Origin of the sequence: Chitinophaga terrae (ex Kim and Jung 2007) (genome assembly GCF_900107795.1) — a bacterium.
GTDB lineage: Bacteria > Bacteroidota > Bacteroidia > Chitinophagales > Chitinophagaceae > Chitinophaga > Chitinophaga terrae.
Window position 1 is genome coordinate 1 of record NZ_FNRL01000041.1, and the last position, 23,188, is coordinate 23,188.

General features: G+C 44.2%; 22 protein-coding genes. 10 read left to right on the plus strand and 12 right to left on the minus strand.

Annotation, left to right across the window (positions count from 1 at the left end):
* Both BLV62_RS26385 and BLV62_RS26390 read left to right on the plus strand, forming a co-directional pair.
* Positions 1-306 (plus strand): transposase (locus BLV62_RS26385; RefSeq protein ID WP_139170409.1); only part of this gene is annotated, 306 nt, incomplete at its 5' end.
* Positions 307-334: 28 nt separating this feature from the next.
* The gene (locus tag BLV62_RS26390) at positions 335-604 is read left to right on the plus strand and encodes an IPT/TIG domain-containing protein (RefSeq protein ID WP_168928052.1); all 270 of its coding nucleotides are present in this window, start codon (positions 335-337) and stop codon (positions 602-604) included.
* A gap of 88 nt (positions 605-692) precedes the next feature.
* Here BLV62_RS26390 and BLV62_RS26395 read toward each other — a convergent pair whose 3' ends face one another.
* From BLV62_RS26395 to rlmD, 10 genes are all read right to left on the minus strand, one after another.
* Complete coding sequence (locus BLV62_RS26395) at positions 693-2,135, minus strand: META domain-containing protein (protein WP_089765879.1); 1,443 nt, start codon at positions 2,133-2,135, stop codon at positions 693-695.
* A 159-nt stretch (positions 2,136-2,294) separates the two neighbouring features.
* Positions 2,295-3,182 carry an SIR2 family protein gene (locus BLV62_RS26400; RefSeq protein ID WP_089765881.1) on the minus strand — a complete coding sequence of 296 codons (888 nt, stop codon included), beginning with the start codon at positions 3,180-3,182 and terminating at the stop codon, positions 2,295-2,297.
* 14 nt (positions 3,183-3,196) lie between these two features.
* Complete coding sequence (locus BLV62_RS26405) at positions 3,197-3,814, minus strand: alpha-ketoglutarate-dependent dioxygenase AlkB family protein (RefSeq protein WP_089765883.1); 618 nt, start codon at positions 3,812-3,814, stop codon at positions 3,197-3,199.
* Positions 3,815-3,974: 160 nt separating this feature from the next.
* Positions 3,975-4,964: a M28 family peptidase gene (locus tag BLV62_RS26410; RefSeq protein ID WP_089765884.1), complete on the minus strand. Its 990-nt coding sequence runs from the start codon at positions 4,962-4,964 to the stop codon at positions 3,975-3,977.
* 17 nt (positions 4,965-4,981) lie between these two features.
* Positions 4,982-6,478: a cysteine--tRNA ligase gene (cysS, locus tag BLV62_RS26415; RefSeq protein WP_089765933.1), complete on the minus strand. Its 1,497-nt coding sequence runs from the start codon at positions 6,476-6,478 to the stop codon at positions 4,982-4,984.
* 157 nt (positions 6,479-6,635) lie between these two features.
* Positions 6,636-7,649, minus strand: a complete 1,014-nt coding sequence (locus tag BLV62_RS26420; protein WP_139170410.1) for an endonuclease/exonuclease/phosphatase family protein — start codon at positions 7,647-7,649, stop codon at positions 6,636-6,638.
* Positions 7,650-7,803: 154 nt separating this feature from the next.
* Positions 7,804-8,904, minus strand: a complete 1,101-nt coding sequence (locus tag BLV62_RS26425) for an endonuclease/exonuclease/phosphatase family protein (protein WP_089765888.1) — start codon at positions 8,902-8,904, stop codon at positions 7,804-7,806.
* A gap of 119 nt (positions 8,905-9,023) precedes the next feature.
* The gene (locus tag BLV62_RS26430; RefSeq protein WP_089765890.1) at positions 9,024-9,944 is read right to left on the minus strand and encodes a rhomboid family intramembrane serine protease; all 921 of its coding nucleotides are present in this window, start codon (positions 9,942-9,944) and stop codon (positions 9,024-9,026) included.
* A gap of 45 nt (positions 9,945-9,989) precedes the next feature.
* Positions 9,990-10,817, minus strand: coding sequence for a rhomboid family intramembrane serine protease (locus BLV62_RS26435; protein WP_089765892.1), 828 nt, complete (start codon positions 10,815-10,817; stop codon positions 9,990-9,992).
* A 12-nt stretch (positions 10,818-10,829) separates the two neighbouring features.
* On the minus strand, positions 10,830-12,239 hold the full coding sequence (rlmD, locus tag BLV62_RS26440) for a 23S rRNA (uracil(1939)-C(5))-methyltransferase RlmD (protein WP_089765894.1): 1,410 nt from the start codon (positions 12,237-12,239) through the stop codon (positions 10,830-10,832).
* A gap of 117 nt (positions 12,240-12,356) precedes the next feature.
* Between rlmD and BLV62_RS26445 the strand changes: the two genes are divergently transcribed.
* The 4 genes from BLV62_RS26445 to BLV62_RS26460 all read left to right on the plus strand — a co-directional run bounded on the left by BLV62_RS26445 (position 12,357) and on the right by BLV62_RS26460 (position 16,210).
* Positions 12,357-13,763, plus strand: coding sequence for a TlpA family protein disulfide reductase (locus tag BLV62_RS26445; protein WP_089765896.1), 1,407 nt, complete (start codon positions 12,357-12,359; stop codon positions 13,761-13,763).
* A 125-nt stretch (positions 13,764-13,888) separates the two neighbouring features.
* The gene (locus BLV62_RS26450; RefSeq protein WP_089765898.1) at positions 13,889-14,596 is read left to right on the plus strand and encodes a porin family protein; all 708 of its coding nucleotides are present in this window, start codon (positions 13,889-13,891) and stop codon (positions 14,594-14,596) included.
* A 142-nt stretch (positions 14,597-14,738) separates the two neighbouring features.
* On the plus strand, positions 14,739-15,356 hold the full coding sequence (locus tag BLV62_RS26455; RefSeq protein WP_089765901.1) for a porin family protein: 618 nt from the start codon (positions 14,739-14,741) through the stop codon (positions 15,354-15,356).
* A 182-nt stretch (positions 15,357-15,538) separates the two neighbouring features.
* The gene (locus BLV62_RS26460; protein WP_089765903.1) at positions 15,539-16,210 is read left to right on the plus strand and encodes a porin family protein; all 672 of its coding nucleotides are present in this window, start codon (positions 15,539-15,541) and stop codon (positions 16,208-16,210) included.
* 293 nt (positions 16,211-16,503) lie between these two features.
* Here the strand turns inward: BLV62_RS26460 and BLV62_RS26465 are convergent, their stop codons facing one another.
* Entirely contained in the window at positions 16,504-17,457 is a 954-nt protein-coding gene (locus tag BLV62_RS26465) for a methylenetetrahydrofolate reductase (protein ID WP_089765905.1), read from the minus strand.
* A gap of 169 nt (positions 17,458-17,626) precedes the next feature.
* Here BLV62_RS26465 and lptB point away from each other — a divergent pair, with 169 nt between their 5' ends.
* From lptB to fabG, 3 genes are read left to right on the plus strand one after another with little or no spacing between them, the layout of a single operon-like run.
* Complete coding sequence (gene lptB, locus BLV62_RS26470) at positions 17,627-18,388, plus strand: LPS export ABC transporter ATP-binding protein (RefSeq protein WP_089765908.1); 762 nt, start codon at positions 17,627-17,629, stop codon at positions 18,386-18,388.
* Between the two features lie 24 nt (positions 18,389-18,412).
* Positions 18,413-19,945: a GH3 auxin-responsive promoter family protein gene (locus BLV62_RS26475; RefSeq protein ID WP_089765910.1), complete on the plus strand. Its 1,533-nt coding sequence runs from the start codon at positions 18,413-18,415 to the stop codon at positions 19,943-19,945.
* A 17-nt stretch (positions 19,946-19,962) separates the two neighbouring features.
* Positions 19,963-20,712 (plus strand): 3-oxoacyl-[acyl-carrier-protein] reductase, encoded by a 750-nt coding sequence (fabG, locus tag BLV62_RS26480; protein ID WP_089765912.1) that lies wholly within the window; start codon positions 19,963-19,965, stop codon positions 20,710-20,712.
* A gap of 219 nt (positions 20,713-20,931) precedes the next feature.
* On the opposite strand, the gene BLV62_RS26485 is transcribed toward fabG, so the two are convergent.
* Complete coding sequence (locus BLV62_RS26485; RefSeq protein WP_089765914.1) at positions 20,932-21,816, minus strand: SMP-30/gluconolactonase/LRE family protein; 885 nt, start codon at positions 21,814-21,816, stop codon at positions 20,932-20,934.
* 130 nt (positions 21,817-21,946) lie between these two features.
* Between BLV62_RS26485 and BLV62_RS26490 the strand changes: the two genes are divergently transcribed.
* Positions 21,947-22,999, plus strand: coding sequence for a nucleoid-associated protein (locus BLV62_RS26490; protein WP_089765916.1), 1,053 nt, complete (start codon positions 21,947-21,949; stop codon positions 22,997-22,999).
* The last annotated feature ends 189 nt before the right edge of the window (positions 23,000-23,188 follow it).

The following is a 23,188-nucleotide window of genomic DNA, read 5'->3' on the forward strand; positions in this document are numbered from 1 at the left end:
CATAAATCCTACCAACTATCCCTGCGACTGGGTGAAATTTACAGAAATTGTAAATGTAAAGAGGATGCATTCAAAAAATTAGCCCTATGGTATAACGACGTAGAAGAAGCAGGAATATTATCTTTTAAAACTGTTGCCAGGACTATGAGAACTCATTATCTAGGTATTCTCAACTTCTTCAATAACCGGGCAACTAACGCCGCTGCTGAATCTTTCAATGCCAAGATAAAGTCCTTCAGAAATGCACTCAGAGGAGTACGGGACGTTGAATTTTTTCTCTACAGGTTAACCAAACTATATGCTTAATTTTTACCTAATCCCCCAATTATTCAACTTGATCCATTCTGACAATGAAATGCCGATCGTGAAAGGAGATGCAGGTAATGTCCTGTTGATCAAAGGTCATGGATTCAGTGCAGACAAGGATTTGACACAGGTTAAATTCGGTAGTGTTACTGCCCAGATCTTACGGGCGGATGCTAATTATATTTTAGTACAAGTGCCGGCGCAACATGCAACTATTGTTCCTGTTGTGGTAACTGTTGGTAAGGATACTTCCAATGCGATGAAGTTTGCTTACCATAAAGACCTGGCAAGCCTTTAATAGTAGTAGTCACAGTGTTTTAGTTAAGGTTGATAAGAGTCCCTCTATGGCATGATATCAGTTGATATCATGCCATTGTAACGGGGGCTTATTTACTTTGCATTCCGAACATTATCACAATTTTTCCTTCCTTGTCGTAAAGGTTCAGTGTTTGATCGGCAATATCATATCGGTAAGTACGATCACTCAACAAAGCTATAAAAGCGGATTCCCTCTTCATTACTGCAGGGTCGGGGCATGCCATGCGCGTGCTGATCGTCCGGGAAAATGTAATTTCATCATTGTTGGTAGTATAATTACCGGCGATGCTGTTGCATCCGGCTTTCCCGTTAAACCGTTTTTTGTCAGTATCAAAATCCAACCAGATACCGGCATTACTAAGTACTTCATCATTAAGCTTAATGACATTCCATTTCCGGCTGCCGATAAATGCCCATTCACGGGTGTTGCCGCTGGCAACCGGGGGATTTGATTCTTCGGTGAATTGCATTACCAGGTTGTTATTGGTGTCGTAGAAATTCAGTACTTTGTCGACGATCTCGTAACGGAAAGTTTTATCACTTAATGTTTTCAGGAAATCATTTTCTCTTTTCATGGCATCATTATCCAGGCAAGCCATTCTTGTACTGATTGCCTGCCTGAATGTTATGTTGGTTGCGGTGCTGCTATAGGCGCCTGAAACATTGTTACATCCGCCTTTACCGCTGAAGCGTTTCTTTTGCGGATCAAACTGCAGGAACATTCCGTCGGAATTTTTAATGTCGGTATCATTCAGTTTATTAAGCACCCACTTTTTTCCTCCCAATATCATTTGATGTTTACCGCTCTGGATCGGATTTTCTCCTTTTTTCCCTAACCTGAATTGCAGCACTGGCTGCTGGTTTTGAGACAGCGTTACGGTTGAACCGGAAACCTGGTATTGGAATGTCTGATCGCCCAGCAGTTTCATGAACTCGTATTCACGGCGCATTAGGTTGGTGTCGGGGCAGGCCATCAGCGTGCCGGCGGTCCTGGAAAAGGTAATGTTGTTCCCTGAAACGGTATAGGCTCCCATCATGCCATTGCAGCCGCTGCGGCCGTGTACGCGTTGTTGTTGGGTGTCAAACTCCATCCAGATACCGGAGTCTTTGTATCCATTGCCATTCATTCTTACCAACGTCCAGCGCCTGGAGAAAGCGGCGTTGCCATCCTTGCTGTTGGTGGCGCCATTGGTTTTAGTTCTGTTTAGTATCCTTACAAGGGTATATTGAATAGCCGATGCATCGGCTGGCGGATTATCGTTCTGTGTAACCTTTACTTTCAGTTTGTACCTGTAGCCGGGTACGTAGTGGAAGCCTGCTATCTCGCCATACCAGTTACCCCAGTCTTTATCGTTGGCCCGTTTGATCTGCAAGCATTCCATTGGGGCAACACCAGTACAGGGAGCTTTAGATTCTTTTACAAAGATGATTTCAGTTTTAACAGGTCCCTGCTTTTCCTGAACAGGAGCCATAAAGGCGGTAACAAGGCTAATTGCTAATTCGATCAGCATAATTTAATAGATTTAGTCAAGTAACTAACAACCAAAAACTGCGTGAGGTTTACCTTACTGTGCCATATTAAGCAATAATGACTACTTAATGGTTGTTAGTTACTGAACGGATATGCTGTCGGATAAGTTACTTTCAATGAAACATTTATACTTAAAGTATTAGGTTAATTGCAATTCTTTATTCCCGATACGCTGGATAATGGATTCATAGTATTTCCCTTTATCGCTTCCCGGAAGGCTGATGATGGTAACGTCGTTAGCCATTAGCAGGTCGAGCTTGTACTTAGAGCTGGCAACATATTCTTCCGGTATATAATAATAGATCTTATTATGAACCGGGATGTTCTTGTGGTGAAATTTTTGCCTTGCCCTGTAAGTCAGCAGCCACCAGAGATCTGTTTCCACGAAATCCAGCGACAATCCGAATATGTGGATATCTTTCATAAAGAAGAGATCTATCCAGGAATGGTAATAAACCTGTTTGGTATGTATCCGGCGCAGTAGCGAAGCCTTTGGCACTTCTTTGCTGGAATAGAAAGTTCCGCTTACCACGTAATTCCGCATCAGCTGCAACTGACCTCCGTAGTGTTCAAAGCCCAGGTTGATGCTCATAGGATTAAGGCAATCGCCGTGAATATGCCAATAGGTGGTGTTTTCTACCTGGTATCTCCTGAAAATGCTATAAAACTTCTCGTTGATGATACTGGTATTTTCAAATGGGATACAACCTTCCAGGGTAAACTCATAATTCGTGGTCAGGATATGCGCCGGTTGCAGGTCCCTGATTGCCTGGTGTAAATGATTTGCTTTTATTTCCGCAGTTTTGATGGCGATAAAGGATTTCAGGTCTTTTTCCCTGATCTTTCCCTGCCTGCTGGCGGTAAGGAATATTTCTTCATACAAAAGCGGAAACGGTTTGTTCTTATCAATTTCGATCTGGTCGCCGGCATGGCAAAAGTTAAGGATGTCGTGTAACAGGTCTTTCCAACTTAAACCGCAAGACAGGTTATTGATGTCATTTCCGACTAATAAAACAAGGTTCTTCATAGCGATATAACTTTTTATGGGGTGATGTGCCTATACGTAAGGTTGATCCTTTCGGATAATGGCAGTTTGGTTTTAGGAATCTGGTGTTCCCAGTATTCCTGGAGTGTGCCTTTCATTACGAGCAGGGAGCCGTGTGTCAGCGCCAGTTCATAAGTTTGGCGGTGATCACTTTTATAGCGTAACCTGAATTTCCTGGTAGCTCCAAAATTCACAGAGGCAATAACAGGGTTTTTCCCCAGTTCCGGTTCGTCGTCTGCATGCCATCCCATCGCATCATTTCCATTCCTGTAAAGATTAGCTAAAACACTATTAAAAGTTTGAGCGCTAAAAGGGGAGATCCTGTCTTTTATTTCCGTTAGTTCCGGTGTCATAGGATCAGGAATAAATGTATTTCCTGAAAATTTGTATGCCGTGCCTGCATTACCGTACCAGGCCATTAACCTTGGGAACGGTACTTCTTTGCCGTAAAGTTTTAGTGATTCCTGTTTCCAGGCCAGTGTATCCATTAATGTTTGTAAATAGGTATCACTTTCCCTGGCGGAAAAGAATTGTGGGTAGAAGTCCATTTCCCCGTCCGGTAACGTAATCCTGATTACATTCTCATCGTCAAATATGCTTCCCTGCACATTCATAGCACTAATTTAGGCAAATGCTACGCATTGTATTTACATAGTGAGTATTTGCAGCGAAAATCACAATACAATGGGATTTTTGAAATGGCTGTAGCCGGCACGCAGAAAACAAAAAAGGAGACCTGCCGGCCTCCTTTCCAAATAACATTACCCCCTCATCCTAATAAGCAAAAGGCTGGTTATAGATCACCTGCAACAGTGTTTGCCCAACCGCTTTCAGGGTTTTCCGGTCTATTACATCAATATTGTCGTTCTGCGTATGCCAGTGCGTAGCAAAGTTGTTGTCCTGCTTCAAGGCGATCACATCAAACGTTGGGATATTGGCAATAGTGTTTACAGGAACATGATCGTCTGTAATATAAGCGCCGTTATCTTCATAGCGGAAGAAATCGGAATATCCCAACTGGTTGCCTACATCCCAGAACATTTTCATTTGCGGTCCTGCGTATTGCTTGGAAACGCCTTCCATGAAGAACTGGTTGCCTCGTCCGCCTACCATATCGAATAAGATACCGTAATTGGCCTTATATCCGGGGATATGAGGGTTTTTAGCCCAATATTGCGTACCCAGGCAGAATGAGTTTTCGTCGGTTTTAGATCCATAGTCTTCCACATCCACCAGGAGGATGTCTACACCGGCTTCAGGACGCTGGTGACGGAACTGACGGGCTGCTTCCAGCAACACCCCAACACCACTGGCTCCATCGTCGGCGCCATCCAGCTTTTTCGTTTTGTCAAAAGCATCTTCGTCAGCCCATGGGCGCGTATCCCAGTGCGATAATAACAATACCCTTTGTTTGGCAGCCGGATTAAAACTGCCTATAATATTGATGCAGGGAAGCTTTTCTTTATTCGGCCCGATCACTGTTGTTCTTTGAACATAAACGGTGTCGGCATACGATTTTAGCTTGGCGATAAGCCAATCAGCACATTTCTGCTGGGCAGGGGTGTTCGGGATCCGCGGACCAAAACTTACCTGTTTGGCGATGTAATCGTAGGCAGAATCGGCCTGGAAAGCCGGCACCGCTACCGGTATCTTATCTACCTTGCTGGCTCCGGTGCTGTCTGTACCGTTGTTGTTGCTATCGGGCTGCTGACAAGCGCCGGCAAAGAGTGCCAGCGCTATCATTATACTAAGTGCTTTGTGCATGATCTGATCTGAAATTTTTATTGCAGGCTATACGAAACCGTGCCATCTTTTTCATCCTTTAATTGTATGCCTATAGAAAGCAGCTCGTTCCTGATCTTGTCGCTTGTAGCGTAATCTTTACGGCTTTTTGCTTCCTTCCGCATTTCGATCAGCATTTGCAATACTCCATCCAGCTTGTTGTCGTCCTGGTTGTACGACTCCATCCTGATACCCAGGATATCTACCAGGTAGGTGTTCCAGGTTTGTTTCAGCAGGTTGAAAGTATCTTCGCTGATCTCGTGCATTTTTATCTGACCGCCTTTCAGTGAATTGATCACCGGGGTGAGTTCAAATAAATTGGCCAGTACCTTGGCAGTATTGAAATCGTCGTTGATGAACTCTTCACATTCCAGGCTCCAGGTACGAACCTGTTTGTCCAGTTCTTCATTAATAGCGCCGGTTCCGCCGGTGTATGTAAGGTTCTGTAATGTTTCGTAAGCGCTCCATAACCTTTGCAGGCCTTTCTCTGCAGCCTGCAGGGCTTCGTTGGAAAAGTCGAGCGTACTGCGGTAATGCGTTTGCAGCACGAAGAAACGAATGGTCATCGGGCTGTAAGGCTTATCGAGCTGGGAGCTGGTACCGGAGAACATTTCTGTCAGGGTAATGGTATTTCCATACGCTTTACCCATCTTACGACCATTGATGGTGATCATATTATTGTGCATCCAGTATTTGGCCATCATATCGCCATGCGCAACTTCGCTTTGCGCGATCTCTGATTCATGGTGCGGGAACTGGAGGTCCATGCCGCCGCCATGTATATCGAACTGGGAACCCAGGTATTTGGCGCTCATTGCGGAGCATTCTATATGCCAGCCCGGGAAGCCTTCGCCCCAGGGGCTTGGCCAGCGCATAATATGTTCTGGCGGCGCTTTTTTCCACAGGGCAAAATCAGCTTTGTTGCGTTTCTCATCCTGCCCTTCCAGTTCCCTGGTAGTTTCCAGCATATCTTCCAGCACCCGGCCGCTTAAAATACCATAGTCGTAATTGGCAGCATATTTTTTTACATCAAAATACACGCTTCCGTTTACTTCGTAGGCAAACCCTTTTTCAATAATGGTTTTGATCATTTCGATCTGCTCAATGATATGACCGGTAGCGGTAGGTTCTATACTTGGTTCAAGGCAGTTGAACTGGTGCATGGCCCAATGGTATAGGTTGGTGTATTTCTGCACCAGTTCCATTGGCTCCAGCTTCTCGATCTTCGCAAATTTGGAGATCTTGTCAACAGCTTCTCTTCCTTCTTCTTCAAAGTGGCCGGCATCCGTAATATTACGAACATAGCGGACTTTATATCCCAGGTGTTTGAGATAGCGGAATACGACGTCGAATGTGATGTAAGGACGGGCGTGGCCGAGGTGGGATTCGCCGGAAACGGTAGGGCCGCAAACGTACATACCAACGTGTCCGGGATGTAAAGATGTAAATACTTCTTTCTGACGATGTAATGAATTATATATCTTAAGTTCTGACATATCTTGTTCTGACGATGCCATTAGCTGTTTTGTTCCGGCATCTGTTTTAATTTGGTGGTTGCAAAGATAAATATTGTTTTCCGGGTAAGACAATTCTCCGAGAACAACATCGTTCAGCAACAAAAGTATTATACATTTTCATAATGAGTATACTGGTTTATTTTACAACGTCATCGTTTTGCTGATCGCCAACCAGGCTTAAGTTAGCAATTACAGGATAATGATCGGAGAGATCAGAGTTAATTTTTCTGAAACTATTTACCCGGAAATCCCTGCTCGCAAAGATATAGTCTATTCTCAGCGTTGGCGCCAGCCCGGTAAAAGTACGACCAATTCCCAGTCCTTTACTCAAAAATGCATCCCGCAGGTCGCCTTTTATGGTAAAATACGTATAAGAGGCAGGCGTATCGTTAAAATCGCCGCATACAACAACCGGGTAAGGGCTTGTTTTGATAAAATTACCTACAATATCGGCCTGTTGACTGCGGCGTATATACGCCTCCCGCATTTTCTGGATTATGCTTTTGGTTGCAACAAGCCCGGTGTCTTCCTGGTTCTTGATCTTACGGATGGCACTGTAGTCCTTTTCATTGAAACGGTAAGATTCGAGGTGCATATTGATAATGCGGATCGTATCTTTCCCCTTCACTATATCTGCATAAATAAGGCTTTCGCTACGCGGTCCTACGCTCATTTTTACCTTATCGGATGCAATGATCGGGTATTTGGAATAGATGATGGAACCCCAATGTTGCATTCCGTTCCTGTTAAAGTCACTGGAAAAGAAGCGGTAAGGAAATCCCATCTCTTCCGAAATCTCTTCCCTGTTATTAAAATCATTCTTTTTTTCGGAGGTATAGAAATCCTGGAAACAGGCGATATCCAGTTCCTGTTTCTTGATCATGGCAAACATTGTCTGGCGGTTGTATTTACTGTCGCGCTCCCGGTACAGTCCAAACTGGCTTACATTGTAGCTCATGACAGTAAGACTGACATCATCATTCACCGGTTTATTACCGCTAGGCGGGTTAAAAGCCACGAAGGCGGTAATGGATTTCCAGCCCAGCAGCAGGGCAATAAACGATAGCAGGGCGTAACGATAATTGAAAAACAACCAACAGACCAGGAATATCACCACCAACGCCAGCAGAAAAGGGAAAGTCAGTGTCAAAAAGCTAATTGGCCAGAACCACGCCGGCGAGATATAGGGTGCCAGGCAGGCAGCCAAAAAAAGTAATACCACCGCGATGTTGCAAATCAGAAAAAATCCTTTCGTAAATAGTCTTAAAAATCGCAATGCCTCCAACTTTGTTGAAGTACTAAAGTTAATCTTTTTTTAACGATAGTCGGGCTATCAATGGGAAATGCTCTGAAGGGTAAGTCCGCAGGATGCTGCTGGCATGTATTGTGAATTTCTTTCCGGGTAACACGTAGTCGATACGCAGGGAAGGAGAGAGGTAAGAAAGCGTTCGTCCCCATCCCTTCTGGGTATCCAGGAATACATCCTGCAGCCCGCCTCTTACGGTGCGGTAGGTGAACGAAACAGGCGTATCATTAAAATCGCCGCATACGATCACCGGGTAAGGACTTTCCCCAACCAGCGCTTTCAGTTGCAAGGCCTGTGCAGACCGCCGGGAAAAGGTATTGCGCATCTTGGAAAAGATCCCTTTGCCTTTTGGCGCCTTCATATTATTGTAGTCATCACTGTTAAACATATACGAAGTGAGATGTACAGAAAATATCCTGACGGTGTCGTGGTTCACCAGCAGATCGGCCTGCAAAAAGCTGCTGCCGCTGCCTGCCTTGCTTTTCCCGCAGGGGATCGCCTGTGCATTGATGATGGGAAACCTGGAAAACAGTACGATGCCATAGCACCAGGTGTTCCAGTGTATCTTATCGCAGGTAAAATAGTGGTAGGGATAATTGCCTTTACTGCGGATGCTGTCTATATGCTGTTCTTTGCCGGGCTGCTCGTTTGTATAAAACTCCTGTAACGTAAGAATATCAGGGCTGCCCTTAAGTATCACATCATAGATAGCCGCTTCCTTCTTTTTGTCGGTAACATAAGCCGTCAACCCCATGCTGCTGGTATTATAGGTCATTACGGTAAACGAGCCATCTGTTTTTGTATGTAGGAGGATATCGTTATCCCGGAACCAGTGAAGCCCCCATGTTGTTAACGCTGCGGGCAGGCAGCAGAGGGTTGCAATACCTGTGATGAGCAGTGGTCTTTTCTGTTTGATAATTACCCAAACGGGCAGGATCAACAGGTTGGCCAGGAACAGGAAGGGAAATATCAGTCCCGCAAATCCTGTCAGCCAGTATTTTGCAGGGTTTAAATAAGGAAGAAAACAGCTTAATACGAGAAACATTGCCAATAGCGCGTTACTCCAAAGCAGGCATTTATGTAAATACTTTTTGATCATAGGTAACAAGCAATTTGAGGTAACAAAATGAGTGCGCTAAAATAAAATTCGGCAGCAATAAATAGTATTAATTTATTGCTGCCGAATCAATATAAATTTTAATAATATCCGTAAGGCTTTTATTCCGTTTTGCTTGCTCTCAGCAAAGTATCTTTCTCTTCAGGCGAGAGCGAAGATAGGCCATAGCTGTTAATCTTATCAAGAATTTCGTTTAGCTTCTGTTCAGGTACTTTGCCGATCCTCCTGTAAGGAAGCCGGGAGTCTGAATGACCGGACGACGTGAAATTGGAATGCCATGCATCTGCAGTTTCTTTCGCATCGGCGGGATGGAAGGCATGGCTTACTTTAAACAGTGCATTATTGAAGCCGGCTCCGAGATCCCTTCCTTTTTTCCACTGCCACATATATACAAGCCCTGCAAGTCCTGCGCCCACCAATTCAGGAATATGGCTGGCATGTTTTGATGTATAAAGTGTGCCTAACGAGAGTATGGCATAAACCAATGTGATGACCCAAACAGGAATTCCGCCTCCCAATCTTGGAAACACCTTGTATTTCGGTGCAAAATAGGTAACGCCTATAGCAATTGCCATGATGCTTCCGGCTGCACCGGTAACGGGTTCTGAATTATGAAAAGCGGGGAATACCTGCGTTCCGATAACAAATGTCAGGAACCCGCAGATCCCCCCGAACAAGTACAACGGTAAAATGCGTTTATAGCCTGCTACCTGCTGCAACAGGGAGCCAAAACACCAAAGCCATATCATGTTGGTGAAAATATCCAGTACTTTCAGATGGGTAAACATGGCAGTGATAAGCGTCCATGGTTTCTTCAACAGCATATTCGGATCTGCCGGTACTCTCAGCCAGGTAACAATGTCCTGGTAAAATCTTGGTTCTCCTACCTGTTCGATCTGATAGATCACTAATGTGAAAAACAGGAAGATAAAGATAGTGAGATTGACGACGATCAATTGTGTAACCATATTCCTTCCTTCTCCTAGAGAGAGGTGGGATTTCTCTTTATCCAGCGCTTGCATGGTACAAATTTTTTCAGTACAAAAATACGCTTAAAAACGCTCTGATTAATAAAAATCGGAGCGGCGTTTGGTCCAGCCTCGTAACAACAGGTAAGCAAAAAGCGCTCCTCCCAGGTGGGCAAAGTGAGCGACATTGTCGCCGGCTGAATTCTGAATGCCTGACCACAATTCTGCCAGTATCAAGAATGCTACCACATATTTAGCCTTGATAGGGAACAGGAAGTAGAGATACAGGTAGGCATTTGGAAAGAGATATCCGAAGGCGAACAGGATACCGTATACGGCGCCGGAAGCGCCTATAGTGGCTGTGTTCCTGTATTCCAGCACATATTCCCTTACGTAGGCCACAGCTATATCAACGGCCTGGGGATTGTTGTATTGCAAGGCAGTTTTCAGGCTTTCCATACTGAATGAAGAGCTGCTGCCAATATCAAATTTATTGTCCAGGCGGGCGAAGTTCGTATAGGTTGGGTCGTTCAGAAATGCCTGGGCATACTTTGTAAGATTAATGTTCTCGTATGTCAGTACTCCCATGTGGCATAGCGCTGCACCTAGGCCGCATACCAGGTAAAAGATCAGGAAACGTTTGGGCCCCCAGAGATTTTCCAGCGTAGCGCCAAACATCCACAATGTGAACATATTAAAGAGCACATGGGTAATATTCTTCGGGTCGTGCAGAAACAGGTGCGTTACAAATTGATGCGGTCTGAATAACTCTGATCCCCAGTAGTGTAAACCTAAGGGACGGCTAAGATCGTAACCAAATCTGTTCAACAGGGTTATTTGCACTAACCAAACCAATCCGTTGATGATCATCAGGTTTTTGATCACTAACGGGAGGTACTGAAATCTTCCGGGCCTGTACTCGTTCATTGTTGCTAGTTATTAAACTCTTTTTTTCAACAACACTACATTCTCAATGTGGTGCGTATGAGGGAACATATCTACCGGCTGAACTTTTTCAACCGAATATAAACTATCCAGCAGGGCCAGATCCCTGGCTTGCGTGGCAGGATTACAACTGACGTAAACAATTTTGGGTGCAGCAATTTCCAGCAATTTAGTCACCAGTTTTTCATGCATCCCGGCTCTTGGCGGATCTGTAATTATCACATCCGGCTGGCCATGGTGGGCAAAGAATTCGTCATTGCAAATATCTACAACATCGCCTGCAAAAAATGTGGCATTTGTTACATTGTTCCTTTCCGCATTTTCCTTTGCATCATCAATGGCTTCCTTGATCAACTCGATACCAACTACCTTTTTTGCTTTACGGGAAACAAAAATACCAATACTTCCAGTACCACAATATAAGTCATAAACCACTTCATTACCTGTTAAACCTGCAAAGTCGCGGGTCACTTTGTAAAGAACCTCTCCCTGGTAGGTATTGGTCTGGAAAAAAGATTTCGGACCTATTTTGAATGTAAAGTCTTCCAGCTTCTCCTCCGCATATCCTTTACCGTAGTAAACCTTTGGATCGAGGTCGAAGATGCTGTCGTTCCCTTTGGGATTGATCGTATATAAAACCGTTGTAATAGCCGGAACTGTTTTGATCAGGTGATCGAGCAGCGCTATCCTGGTCGCTTTATCTTCATGATGGATCACGAGATTGACCATTATTTCACCGGTGGTACAAAGCCTGATCACGAGGTTGCGCAACCAGCCCTGCTGGGCACGGATATCGTAAAAGGTCAGCTCATGCTTGATAGCATATTCCCTGATGGTATTTTTAATGAGGTTTACCGGTTCCTGCATTAAATAGCAGGTATCGATATTCAATACTTTATCGAACAGTTTGGGAACATGGAAGCCCAGGGCTGGTTTTACCGGTATTTCCCCGTTATTGGCCTGGATCTCTTCGTTTGTAATAAAAGCTTTATTGCTGAAAGTGAACTCCAGTTTATTGCGGTAATGCACGGTGTGTTCACTTCCGAGTATAGGATCGATCGTTGGTAAGGCTAACTTTCCTATCCGTTGCAGATTATCAGTTACCTGCTGGTGTTTGTATTCCAGCTGCTGGGAATAAGGCAGCATTTGCCATTTGCAGCCTCCGCAGACGCCAAAATGCTGGCAAAAAGGAGTTACCCGTTTTTCGGAATAGCTATGGAAATGGATAGCTTTCCCTTCCGCCCAGTCTTTTTTGCTTTTGCTGAGGCGCACATCCACAATATCACCAGGTACAACACCCCCTTCTATAAAAACGACTTTTCCGTCCAAACGGGCCAGGGCTTTACCTTCTGCCGCATAGGCAGTAACAGGTACATTTTCTAATACTACATTTTTTTTCCTCACGGCTGCAAAGGTAACTGTAAATGCTGAATCCTTTAACAGAATTCCCGTAATTAGCAGGAGAATCAACTTCCCGAATTAACTTTTTAGCCTTATTTTTACATATTGCTCCTAAATAATATGCGTAAGATATTTATACTATTAGTAGCCATTCTGAGCGGTGCTGTTCAACTGCACGCCCAGGGCTACCAGATCACTATCCAACTGAAGAACTATACCAGCGGAAAACTCTACCTGGCTCACTACATGGGAAAAGCCACTTACCTCGCCGACTCTGCTGATGTTTCCCAGTCCGGACAGGTTATATTGAAAGGGAAAGAAAAGTTGCTCCCCGGCATTTACCTGGTAGTATTACCTGGCAAACAGCAATACATAGAAACATTAATCGACAAACACCAAACCTTCAGCGTTTCCATTGATACCACAGACCTGGTACGGAAAACAGTTTATAAGAATAGTCCCGACAATGAGTTGTTCCTCTCTTACAACCGTTTCCTGGCCGAGCAGGAGGCCCTAAGCAGGGGTATCCAGCAGCAGCTGGCGGCGGCAAAAACGGCTGCCGATTCTGCAAAAGCGGCTCCCCTGCAGAAAGAACTGGGCGACAAAATCCAGCAGTTCAGGAGCAACTTTATCAAAGAACATCCGGGAACCATACTCGCTACTATGTTCCTGGCAATGAAAGAACCAGAAGTACCCAAAGAACAACCCAAGGGCGATTCGCTCTTTGGCTACCATTACTTCAAGGGGCATTATTGGGATAATGTAGACCTGCAAAGCGACAGGCTGGTTCGTACGCCAATCCTGGAAGGCAAGCTGGCAAAGTATTTTAACCAGCTGGTAGCCCCGGTGCCCGATTCTATTATTCCTGAATGCGATGCATTGCTGGCCCGTACACGCAAAAGCAAAGAAACATTCAAATTTGTTCTCTGGTGGCTGACCTATCAATACGAAACTTCGCCGTATATGGGTATGGATGCGGTTTTCGTACACCTGGTAGAGAAATATTATGTAGCTGGAGATGCATTCTGGCTGAAGGAAGACCAGTTGAACAAGATCATAGACCGGGCCTATGCACTTGCCCCCAACCTGATCGGCAAGCAGGCAGCCCAGCTCGATTTCAAGGATACTACAGCACATCTGCAATCTCTCTATAAAACCCCCGGAAAATACACGGTATTAGTATTCTGGGACCCTACCTGTGGCCACTGTAAAACTGAAATACCAAGGTTGGATTCAGCCTACCAGGCAAGCTGGAAAAATAAAGGCGTGTCAATGATCGGTATTAAAACGGAAGGAACGCAGGACGAATGGCTGAAATTCATCCGGGAGCATAACCTGAAAGGCTGGGTACACGGCTATGAGCCGCAAGCTGCTACGAACTACCGACGCCTATACGACGTTTATAGTACCCCCATGATCTATTTACTGGATGAAAAGAAAAAAATTGTAGCTAAAAAACTGGGTGTGGAGCAGTTGCAGGCGTTTTTGGACAGGAATACCGCTAAAAAAGATAACGCAAAATTGTAGAATTAAGCGTGTAGATCGTGGAATATATGCCGCGGCCGAACCTGATATTCAATCAGTTAGCAAAAATTAACGTTTCTTTGGCATAGTCTTGGAATATTGGCAAGTGAACCATAAAACCAACGACTATGATCAAGAAGATGATTTTTACCACACTGGTGGCTTTAGGCTTTTCAGCAGTTGCAATGTCACAGGCCCGGGTGGGTATCAAAGGTGGATGGAACCTGTCTAACATAACCATTAGTAATACAGGTGAAACAAAAGATAGCAGATCCTTATCCGGATTTAATATCGGTGCAATTGCCGATCTGCCGTTAGTTCCAAGGATCTTGTCATTTCAGCCGGGAGTTTTCTATACGACAAAGGGTACCAAGCTGGAAACAGGCGATCGTAACTCTACCACTAATCCATATGCGAAATATACGCTGAACCCTTCTTATATAGAGATCCCATTGAACTTTGTGGCTAAACTTCCGTTAAGCGAACAGGCCAGCCTGTTTGCCGGCGTCGGTCCTTATTTTGCTTTTGGGGTTGCCGGTAAACAAAAGTATGAAACCGTACTGGCAGGCGTTACAACCACTACCTCCAGCAGCATTAAATGGGACGACGACACTCCTTTCAACAACGATCCTAACACCGCCTATAATAAGTTAAGGCGTTTCGACTGGGGCGGTAACGTTCAGGTGGGTGCTGAAATCAGCAATTTCCTCATTGCAGCGCAATATGGCATAGGATTTAATAAAATTTATTCAGGCCAGGAGAATAGCTCCGATGAAAAGAGTAAAAACAGGGTATTCAGTGTTTCTGTAGGTTACCTTTTTGGCGGTCGCAAATAAGTAACCCCGAACAAATATCTGATCTCTGTGTTTAAGATGGCAAGCACAAACAGGTTTCATTCATTTGTTGGCAAACAAAAAAACTCGAGCGGTACCTCCCGACCTGTGGGTACCGCTTCCTAATTCATTCAAATTAACAATCATGAAAAAGGTTTTATTATCTGTAGCTGCTCTGTTAATGGCTACAATCACGTTTGGTCAGGCTAAATGGGGTATAGTAGCTGGTCCCCAGTTTTCCAGTATTACCGCAAAAAATGCCGCATTAAACAGTGGTAAAGAAACAAGCAAAATAGTCACTAACCTGAGAGCGGGAATAACAGTAGATATTCCCCTGGCAGAAGATTTCTACCTGGGAACAGGGCTGTTATACTCCGGAAAAGGAGGCAAGGCAAAAAACAGCGATGTGAAAACAAACCTTTCTTACCTGGAATTGCCTGTTCTCTTCACCTTTAAACCGGAAGTAGGAACCGGTAGAATGGTGCTGGGAGTAGGTCCTTATGTTGCTGTAGGCGTTGGCGGTAAAATAAAAGATACCGGCTTCGGCGACCTGGATGTATACAACGAGGAAGCGCTGTTGTTAAGACAGAAACGCTTCGATGGCGGATTGGGGTTGAATATCGGCTACGAATTGCCAGCGGGGTTGTTTTTTGGCCTGAACGGCGACCTTGGATTAGTTAATACGGCCTACAACACCGATAACGACCGCCGTTTCAAGAACGCTTCATTCGGCGTTTCTGTAGGTTATAAGTTCGGAAGGTAATGTTAGTTTACAGTATGATTTTTTTATTAAACCACCCGCTGACAGGGTGGTTTTTTTAATTAAAGTCGAAACGTTTGTGTAAGTTTGTAGGGATTAACAGTAACCATTTTATAGAAGAATCTTTTCCCCAATCATCCGTCGTGTGAGCAATCCATTAATTATTACTTTTTACCGAACTACTGATGAAATTTTTTACCCTGATTCTGGCAACAAGCATTGCATCCTCAGCTTTCGGACAAACTAGTCTAGGTGTTCGAGGAGGCTTTTTAAGAACCGAGTTTGTATCAACATCCCCATCATCGCGGACTTCAAGTTCCGACAACTGGACAGCAGGGCTTTATGCCAACGTTCCGTTGAAAAATAATTTTTACATACAGGTTGGCGCTAACTATGCAATAAAAGGCGCTACGGTAGGGTTAGGCAACCCACATCCGGATTATATTATTACAACTGATGTCTCGCGGGTAAAGCTGAACTACCTGGAGCTTCCTGTGAACTTCGTCTACAAGATAAATACAGGTATTGGCAAGATCGTGTTTGGCGGCGGCCCATATGGCGCCTATTGCGTGAGAGGTAGTTATAAGGTAGACATCTATGAGAACGGAAACAAGGTACAATCCAATTTCCAGCGGATCAACTTCAACGCAACTCCTAATGTCATGGGCACCGGTTCTGAATTGCACAGGTGGGACGCAGGAGTGGATGCAACCGCCGGTGTGGAATTTAACTGCTTCCTGACCCTTGGCTTCCATTACAGCAGGGGATTGGTGGATGTTGACAAAGGCGTTGGAGAGCTTAAGAACCAATTCTATGGCGTGAAACTGGGAATTTTGTTTGACAGGGAAGACTGGTAAACGCGATTCCCTGTTGGGGACAGACCTATAAAATTTTTAGACGATGGCCTCCTTAGACGGAGCCGGTTACTGATCCGACAATAAAAAAGAGCCGATAACCATGGTTACCGGCTCTTTTTTATTTTTTATTTGGTCCCCATAGGGGATGATATTTTTTGGCGCGTCTTATAACCGAGGAAGCCGATAAAACGGTTTCTGATTATAGGTTAGTTATTAAAATTATTATTAAAAGTGTGACAGTTATGGGACATGCCACTGCGTATCTACGTGATGGCATTTTTTTTTGCCGAACTTTAAAATACTGCAGCCACTGCTTTTTGGACTACTTTAGGTTTGCCCAGGGTATAGTAGTGCAGAACAGGTACGCCAAATGCTTTCAACTCCCTCGACTGGGCTATAAGCCATTCAGTTCCAACCAATTCTACATCCTTATCTGATTTGCATTTCAGGATTTCGTTAGAAAGATCTGTTGGCAGGTCTACATGGAAGATCCTTGGCAGCATGGTCATCTGTTTCCTGGTGGTCAGAGGTTTCAAACCTGGTATAATAGGAACCGTTATGCCCATTTCACGGCAACGCGCTACGAAATCAAAGAATTTTTGATTATCGAAGAACATCTGGGTAACTATATAATCTGCTCCCTGTTCTACCTTCTTTTTCAGGTAGCTCATGTCTGTTTGCATGTTAGGAGCTTCAAAATGTTTTTCCGGGTAGCCGGCCACGCCAATGCAAAAGTTGGTTTTTACACCGCCCTGGAGGTCATCTTCCAGGTATACGCCGTTATTCATTTGTGCTACCTGGTTCAGTAATTCGATGGCATAGCTGTGCCCGTGCGGGTCGGGCTCAAAGAAGGTTTCATTCTTTGGCGCATCACCGCGGAGTACAAGAACATTGTCGATGCCCAGGAAATTCAGGTCGATCAGGGCGTTTTCGGTTTCTTCCTTGCTGAACCCGCCGCAGATAAGGTGAGGCACTGCATCAACGTTGTAGTGGTTCATAATTGCGGCACAGATACCTACAGTACCCGGGCGTTTCCGGATCTCTACCTTTTCGAAGGAACCATCCGCCTTTTTCTTGAACATATGTTCGCTACGGTGATAGGTCACATTGATAAAAGAGGGCTTAAACTCCATCAATGGGTCCAGGTGGTCGTAGATCGACTCAATGCTTTTTCCTTTAAGGGGGGGAAGGATCTCAAAAGAAATGAGCGTATCCTTAGCTTTGGCAATATGTTCAGTAACTTTCATATTTTGTTGGTCTTTAGGGATTTGGATAGATAATAGTCTAATTATCCCTATAAAATTTATGCGGGCAAAAATAATATATCCCCCAATTATAATCAGATCATTTTTAATCTTAGGAGAACTATAACTAGGCTAACTGAATGAATTGTTTATTTTTGCTAAGTTTGATCATATGGCATTAAGAATACATACAGACCAGCTGGTAAAGCGTTACGGCGCCAGAACGGTGGTAAACCACGTATCTGTGGAGGTATCCCAAGGGGAGATTGTAGGGCTGTTAGGGCCTAACGGTGCAGGTAAAACAACATCGTTTTACATGGTGGTGGGGCTTATCAAGCCCGACGAGGGAAATGTTTACCTCGATGGTCAGAATATCACCAAGCTGCCAATGTACAAAAGAGCGAAAATGGGGATCGGTTACCTGCCCCAGGAAGCTTCAGTATTTCGTAAATTAAGTGTGGAAGATAATATAGCAGCAGTTTTAGAGATGACAAAGCTCTCTAAAGCCGAACAAAAAGATAAACTGGAAAGCCTGCTCACAGAGTTCAGGCTAACCCATGTGCGTAAAAGCCCCGGCGACGTATTAAGCGGTGGAGAACGCAGACGTACAGAAATAGCCAGGGCCCTGGCCGTGGACCCAAAGTTTATCCTGCTGGATGAACCCTTTGCAGGTATCGACCCTATTGCCGTAGAAGATATCCAATCTATTGTAGCCAAACTGAAATACAAAAATATCGGTATCCTGATCACAGACCACAACGTGCAGGAAACGCTTTCCATCACTGACAGAGCCTACCTGCTCTTTGAAGGCAAGATCCTGAAATCCGGAACCGCTGAAGAGCTGGCAGAAGATGAACAGGTAAGAAAAGTGTATCTTGGCCAGAATTTCATTCTTCGACGCAAAGATTACCTTGGAGAAGCAGCTAAACAGTAAAAATATAATTCTACACCATCCTATATGAGAATTTTAAGTCCTGCAATATCACAGCTAGCCAGACTACGCATGGGCCGTATCGTGTATTTCATGCAGTATCCTGTGCAAGTTCAACAGCAGGTATTCCAGAACCTTATCAGTGCCGCTCAATACACCGAATTCGGTAAACAATACGGATTTTCGAATATTTATAAAATAGAAGAATACAAAAAAAGAGTTCCAATTCATACTTACGACACTATCAAGCCATACATACAACGCACGATGGAAGGCCAGCAAAATGTGCTTTGGAACACGCCTATTAAATGGTTTGCCAAATCGAGCGGTACAACTGCCGATAAAAGCAAATTCATTCCCGTTACCGTGGAAAGCCTGGACGAATGCCATTACCGCTCAGGCAGGGACGTGATCTCGTTATATTATAATAACTTCCCTGATTCAGATGTTTTTACAGGTAAATCACTTGTTATAGGCGGCAGCCACCAGGTTAATAAACTCTCAGAGAACAGCGATTCTTATTTTGGCGACCTGAGTGCCGTAATGTTGCAGAATATGCCGTTCTATGGCAACATGATCCGGACCCCTGACCTCGAGATAGCGCTGATGGACGAGTGGGAAGAGAAAATAGAACGTATGGCCAATGCCGTGATACATGAAAATGTAACTTCCATTGCAGGCGTTCCTACCTGGACCATCGTTCTTATCAAACGCATCTTTGAACTAACGGGAACGGATAACCTGGCAGATGTATGGCCCAACCTGGAACTCTACATGCACGGAGGCGTAAGTTTCACTCCATACAGGGAACAGTTCCATAGGCTCATACGCAAGCCGATGATGAATTACCAGGAAACCTATAATGCTTCTGAAGGCTTCTTTGCCGCACAGGATATAATAGGGGAAGAAGGGTTGCTGCTTTTCCTGAACCATGGCATTTTCTATGAGTTTATGCCGATGGAGGAATTAGGAAAAGAAGATCCCCAGACGCTGCAATTGCAAGAAGTGGAGCTGGGTAAGAACTATGCCCTGGTGATCAGCACCAACGGCGGTCTTTGGCGTTACCTGGTAGGCGATACTGTACAATTCACCTCTTTATTGCCTTACAGGATCAAAGTAAGCGGCCGTACCAAGTCGTTCATTAATGCTTTTGGAGAAGAAGTGATCGTTGAAAACTCAGATACAGCCATCGCAAAGGCCAGCCAGGCAACCGGCGCTGTAGTAAATGACTATACAGCAGCTCCTGTATACTTCAGCGAGCAGGGGAACGGAGGGCACGAATGGTTAATAGAATTCGACAAAGCGCCAGATGATATCAACCGGTTCATGCAGGTACTGGATGATACGCTGAAAGCCATTAACTCAGATTATGAGGCAAAACGGTATAAGAGCATAGCCTTGCATATGCCTGCCGTTCATGTACTTCCACAGGGAACATTCTGTGAATTCCTTAAGAGCAAAGGAAAGCTGGGAGGACAACATAAAGTACCACGATTGAATAACGACCGCAAATACCTTGAAGAGATACTTAAGTTTGCGGCTGAAAATATGAATGCTTAAAACCTATCAACTATAACATGAAATTATTGGAGAACAAAGTTGCTGTTGTAACTGGCGCCAGCCGTGGTATCGGAGAGGCAATCGCATTAAAATTTGCAGAACAGGGTGCTAACGTAGCATTTACCTACCTGAGCTCCGACGAAAAAGCAAAAGCATTGGAAGCAAAGCTAACGGCCATGGGAGTTAAAGCCAAGGCCTATAAATCTAATGCTGCTATCTATGAAGAAACAGAAACTTTAATAGCCGATGTACTGAAAGAATTCGGGAAAATAGATATCTGCGTGAATAACGCCGGTATATCCAAAGACAACCTGTTGCTTCGAATGAGCCCTGATCAGTGGGATGAAGTAATGGATGTAAACCTGAAAAGCGTTTACAACATGACCAAACAGGTGATCCGCCCGATGATGAAAGCAAAAAGCGGCAGTATCATTAATATGAGTTCCGTTATTGGCGTTATGGGCAATGCAGGCCAGAGCAGCTATGCGGCTTCTAAAGCCGGTATCATCGGTTTCAGCAAATCCATCGCCAAGGAGCTGGGTAGCCGCAACATCCGTTGCAATGCCGTAGCTCCGGGATTTATTGAAACAGATATGACCAGCTACCTGAAAGATGGGGAAGCGGCTAATGGCTATATCTCACAAATTCCATTAAACAGGTTCGGCACCACCGAAGATATCGCTAACGTTTGCCTTTTCCTGGCTTCCGACCTTAGCAGCTACGTAACCGGCCAAACGCTCAACGCTTGCGGCGGCCTTTGCATCTGATTTCACGCAGAGGTTTCACGCAGGGGTTTCACGCAAAGGGGCATAAGAAGCAAAGAAGCATAAGGAACTTTTACCGAAGCGAATTTTAAGAAGCAAAGAGAGTGAAGAGTATGTTATAAATAACACAGTCTTCACTCCCTTTGCTTTCTTATTTTCCTTAAAATATTATCTTATGCTTCTTTGCTTCTTATGCCCCTTTGCGTGAAACCCCGCGTGAAGCTAGAATTTCTTGCCGGGAATAGGCACCCTGAAGGTTTCGACGGCTTTCCTGTCTTGCAGGGTTACGTATACGGTTTTGCCGTCGGGGCCGCCGAATACCAGGTTGCTGCATTGTTTGCCTTTTAACGGGATCTCACGCATCAATGTGCCGGCGGGCGATAATACGGCGATCACGCCTTTTCCCCACCTGGCAACATACAGGTTCCCGGCTTTATCGCATTTCATACCATCGAAACCGAAATCGGGAAATTCGGCGAACAAGTCTTTCCCCGAGATATTGCCCGCTGCATCTACTTTATATTTCCATATTTTTCGCTGTACGCTTTCATTTACATAGAGGGTCTTTTCATCGGGGCTTAATTCTATCCCGTTGGTAGTACCCATGTTCGTTTCCAGCAGTACAGGAGTGCGATTGGCATCTACTCTCCAGATCTGGCCGGAGTTGTCGGCCCACTTGGGATCTGATACGAATATCTGGTCTTTGCGGTTGATACAGAGATCGTTGGGCTGGTTAAACTTCGCGCTGTGTACATAAACGCCTACTTTCTTTGTATCCATATCTACCATCAGGATATTATGTCCTTTGAAGTCAGGAAGGAACATGGTACCCTTGCTGTTGAAATGAACGCCATTGGCTACACTGCTGTCTGGCAGGGTTACGAAAATTTCCCCGTTCCCGTTTTGCGGATCTATCTTTCCGATGGTACCATCGTGCTGGAAATTGACTATATATAGATTGCCGGCTTTATCAAAGTTGGGACCTTCAATATTGGAAGAGAACATGTTCTCGGCGGTCAGATCTTTGGTTTTATAGAGTTGTTGGGCCAGTAAGGATTGTGCTGTAAATGGAAGCAGCAAAGCGGCCAGGTATAATTTTTTTATCATCAGACCATGATTTAATGCTTTAAAATAAGCAACAAAATCAGAATTTTGCGTGATTGTTAAAGTTATCAAGATTTAATTACCAGGCAAGGCTGTTCGTTGGTCTGCCAACTAATTTATTAATTTTGCGTGCATGATTCATGTTTCTGAGTTCAAAGACCTGGCGCTGCTAACCATACATAAAGTGGGAAATGCTTCAAATGACGAGATGTTGATCTGTTCTAAAGCACCCCTGCAGCTGGAGGATGAAACGATTGGTCAGTTACTGATTACATATTTTATTCAACCATTTTCTAATGCAGCTGAATATTTTCGGTTCAAACATGATGCAGACCTGGAAATGAATGAAATATTTCAATATTGTAAACGTATCTTTACTAATCAGGACGATTTTCAGGAACAATCAGTAAATATTGCCAAGCATTTATATAAGCATTCCACTCATCCGAAGATCAAAGGAGGAGAACTGTATATCGCTTATTTTAATAAATGCCAGGTAGATGGAGAAGAAGTTTCGGCAATCGGTATATTTAAGTCTGAGAACCGGGATACTTATCTGAAAGTATTCTTATCTGACGATAACTACCAGGTGAATTACGAGGACGGGATCAATATCAACAAGCTTGATAAAGGTTGCCTGATCTTCAACACCGAAGAAGCCGAAGGATATAAAGTGAGTATTGTTGATAGTATAGGAAAACAGCAAGAGGCTGTTTATTGGAGAGACGCTTTTTTACAGGTACAACGCCGTGAAGACAGTTATCATCAGACTGAAACAGCGGTAGATATGTGCAAACAGTTTATTTCAACCAAACTACCGAGCGAGTATGAAATGAATAGGGTAGACCAGGTAGACCTGTTAAATAAATCAGCTGCTTATTTTAAAGAGAAAGAACAATTCCAGTTAGAGGATTTTGCTAATGAGGTTTTAGGACATCCTGATGCCATCGCTTCTTTTAAAGAGTACAGAAACGAATATGCTAACCATTATCAGCAAGATATTCCTGATGAATTTGATATCTCGGCGCCTGCAGTAAAAAAGCAACAGAAGGTGTTTAAGAGCATCATCAAGCTGGATAAGAATTTTCATATATACATACACGGTAACCGCGAAATGATTGAAAGAGGGTTTGATGAGGCTACCAATATGAACTATTATAAACTTTTATTCGAAAACGAAGCGTAGGCTATTTGTTTTCGAAAGCCCTTGAGGCGCCTGTGCGATTGATTTTGTGAAGAGATTTAATACTGCGTTTTACAATTTTCTCATAAGCAAAAACCAATTGTTAACAAAGGCTGCTTCGTCTGGGCGGCCTTTTATTTTAAATGGAGGTCTGATAAAATATATAAAAGAGAAAAGCTGCCCTTACATAAG

Excerpts from the sequence above, each read along its gene's own strand:
- BLV62_RS26405 (WP_089765883.1), bottom strand. The coding sequence starts at position 3,814 with ATGAATGTGCAGGGAAGCATATTTGACGATGAGAATGTAATCAGGATT.
- BLV62_RS26395 (WP_089765879.1), bottom strand. The coding sequence starts at position 2,135 with ATGCTGATCGAATTAGCAATTAGCCTTGTTACCGCCTTTATGGCTCCT.
- cysS (WP_089765933.1), bottom strand. The coding sequence starts at position 6,478 with ATGTCAGAACTTAAGATATATAATTCATTACATCGTCAGAAAGAAGTA.
- BLV62_RS26485 (WP_089765914.1), bottom strand. The coding sequence starts at position 21,816 with ATGATAAAAAAATTATACCTGGCCGCTTTGCTGCTTCCATTTACAGCA.
- BLV62_RS26475 (WP_089765910.1), top strand. The coding sequence starts at position 18,413 with ATGAGAATTTTAAGTCCTGCAATATCACAGCTAGCCAGACTACGCATG.
- BLV62_RS26445 (WP_089765896.1), top strand. The coding sequence starts at position 12,357 with ATGCGTAAGATATTTATACTATTAGTAGCCATTCTGAGCGGTGCTGTT.
- fabG (WP_089765912.1), top strand. The coding sequence starts at position 19,963 with ATGAAATTATTGGAGAACAAAGTTGCTGTTGTAACTGGCGCCAGCCGT.
- BLV62_RS26400 (WP_089765881.1), bottom strand. The coding sequence starts at position 3,182 with ATGAAGAACCTTGTTTTATTAGTCGGAAATGACATCAATAACCTGTCT.
- lptB (WP_089765908.1), top strand. The coding sequence starts at position 17,627 with ATGGCATTAAGAATACATACAGACCAGCTGGTAAAGCGTTACGGCGCC.
- BLV62_RS26490 (WP_089765916.1), top strand. The coding sequence starts at position 21,947 with ATGATTCATGTTTCTGAGTTCAAAGACCTGGCGCTGCTAACCATACAT.
- BLV62_RS26435 (WP_089765892.1), bottom strand. The coding sequence starts at position 10,817 with ATGAACGAGTACAGGCCCGGAAGATTTCAGTACCTCCCGTTAGTGATC.
- BLV62_RS26430 (WP_089765890.1), bottom strand. The coding sequence starts at position 9,944 with ATGCAAGCGCTGGATAAAGAGAAATCCCACCTCTCTCTAGGAGAAGGA.
- BLV62_RS26455 (WP_089765901.1), top strand. The coding sequence starts at position 14,739 with ATGAAAAAGGTTTTATTATCTGTAGCTGCTCTGTTAATGGCTACAATC.
- BLV62_RS26425 (WP_089765888.1), bottom strand. The coding sequence starts at position 8,904 with ATGATCAAAAAGTATTTACATAAATGCCTGCTTTGGAGTAACGCGCTA.
- BLV62_RS26460 (WP_089765903.1), top strand. The coding sequence starts at position 15,539 with ATGAAATTTTTTACCCTGATTCTGGCAACAAGCATTGCATCCTCAGCT.
- BLV62_RS26450 (WP_089765898.1), top strand. The coding sequence starts at position 13,889 with ATGATCAAGAAGATGATTTTTACCACACTGGTGGCTTTAGGCTTTTCA.
- BLV62_RS26465 (WP_089765905.1), bottom strand. The coding sequence starts at position 17,457 with ATGAAAGTTACTGAACATATTGCCAAAGCTAAGGATACGCTCATTTCT.
- BLV62_RS26410 (WP_089765884.1), bottom strand. The coding sequence starts at position 4,964 with ATGCACAAAGCACTTAGTATAATGATAGCGCTGGCACTCTTTGCCGGC.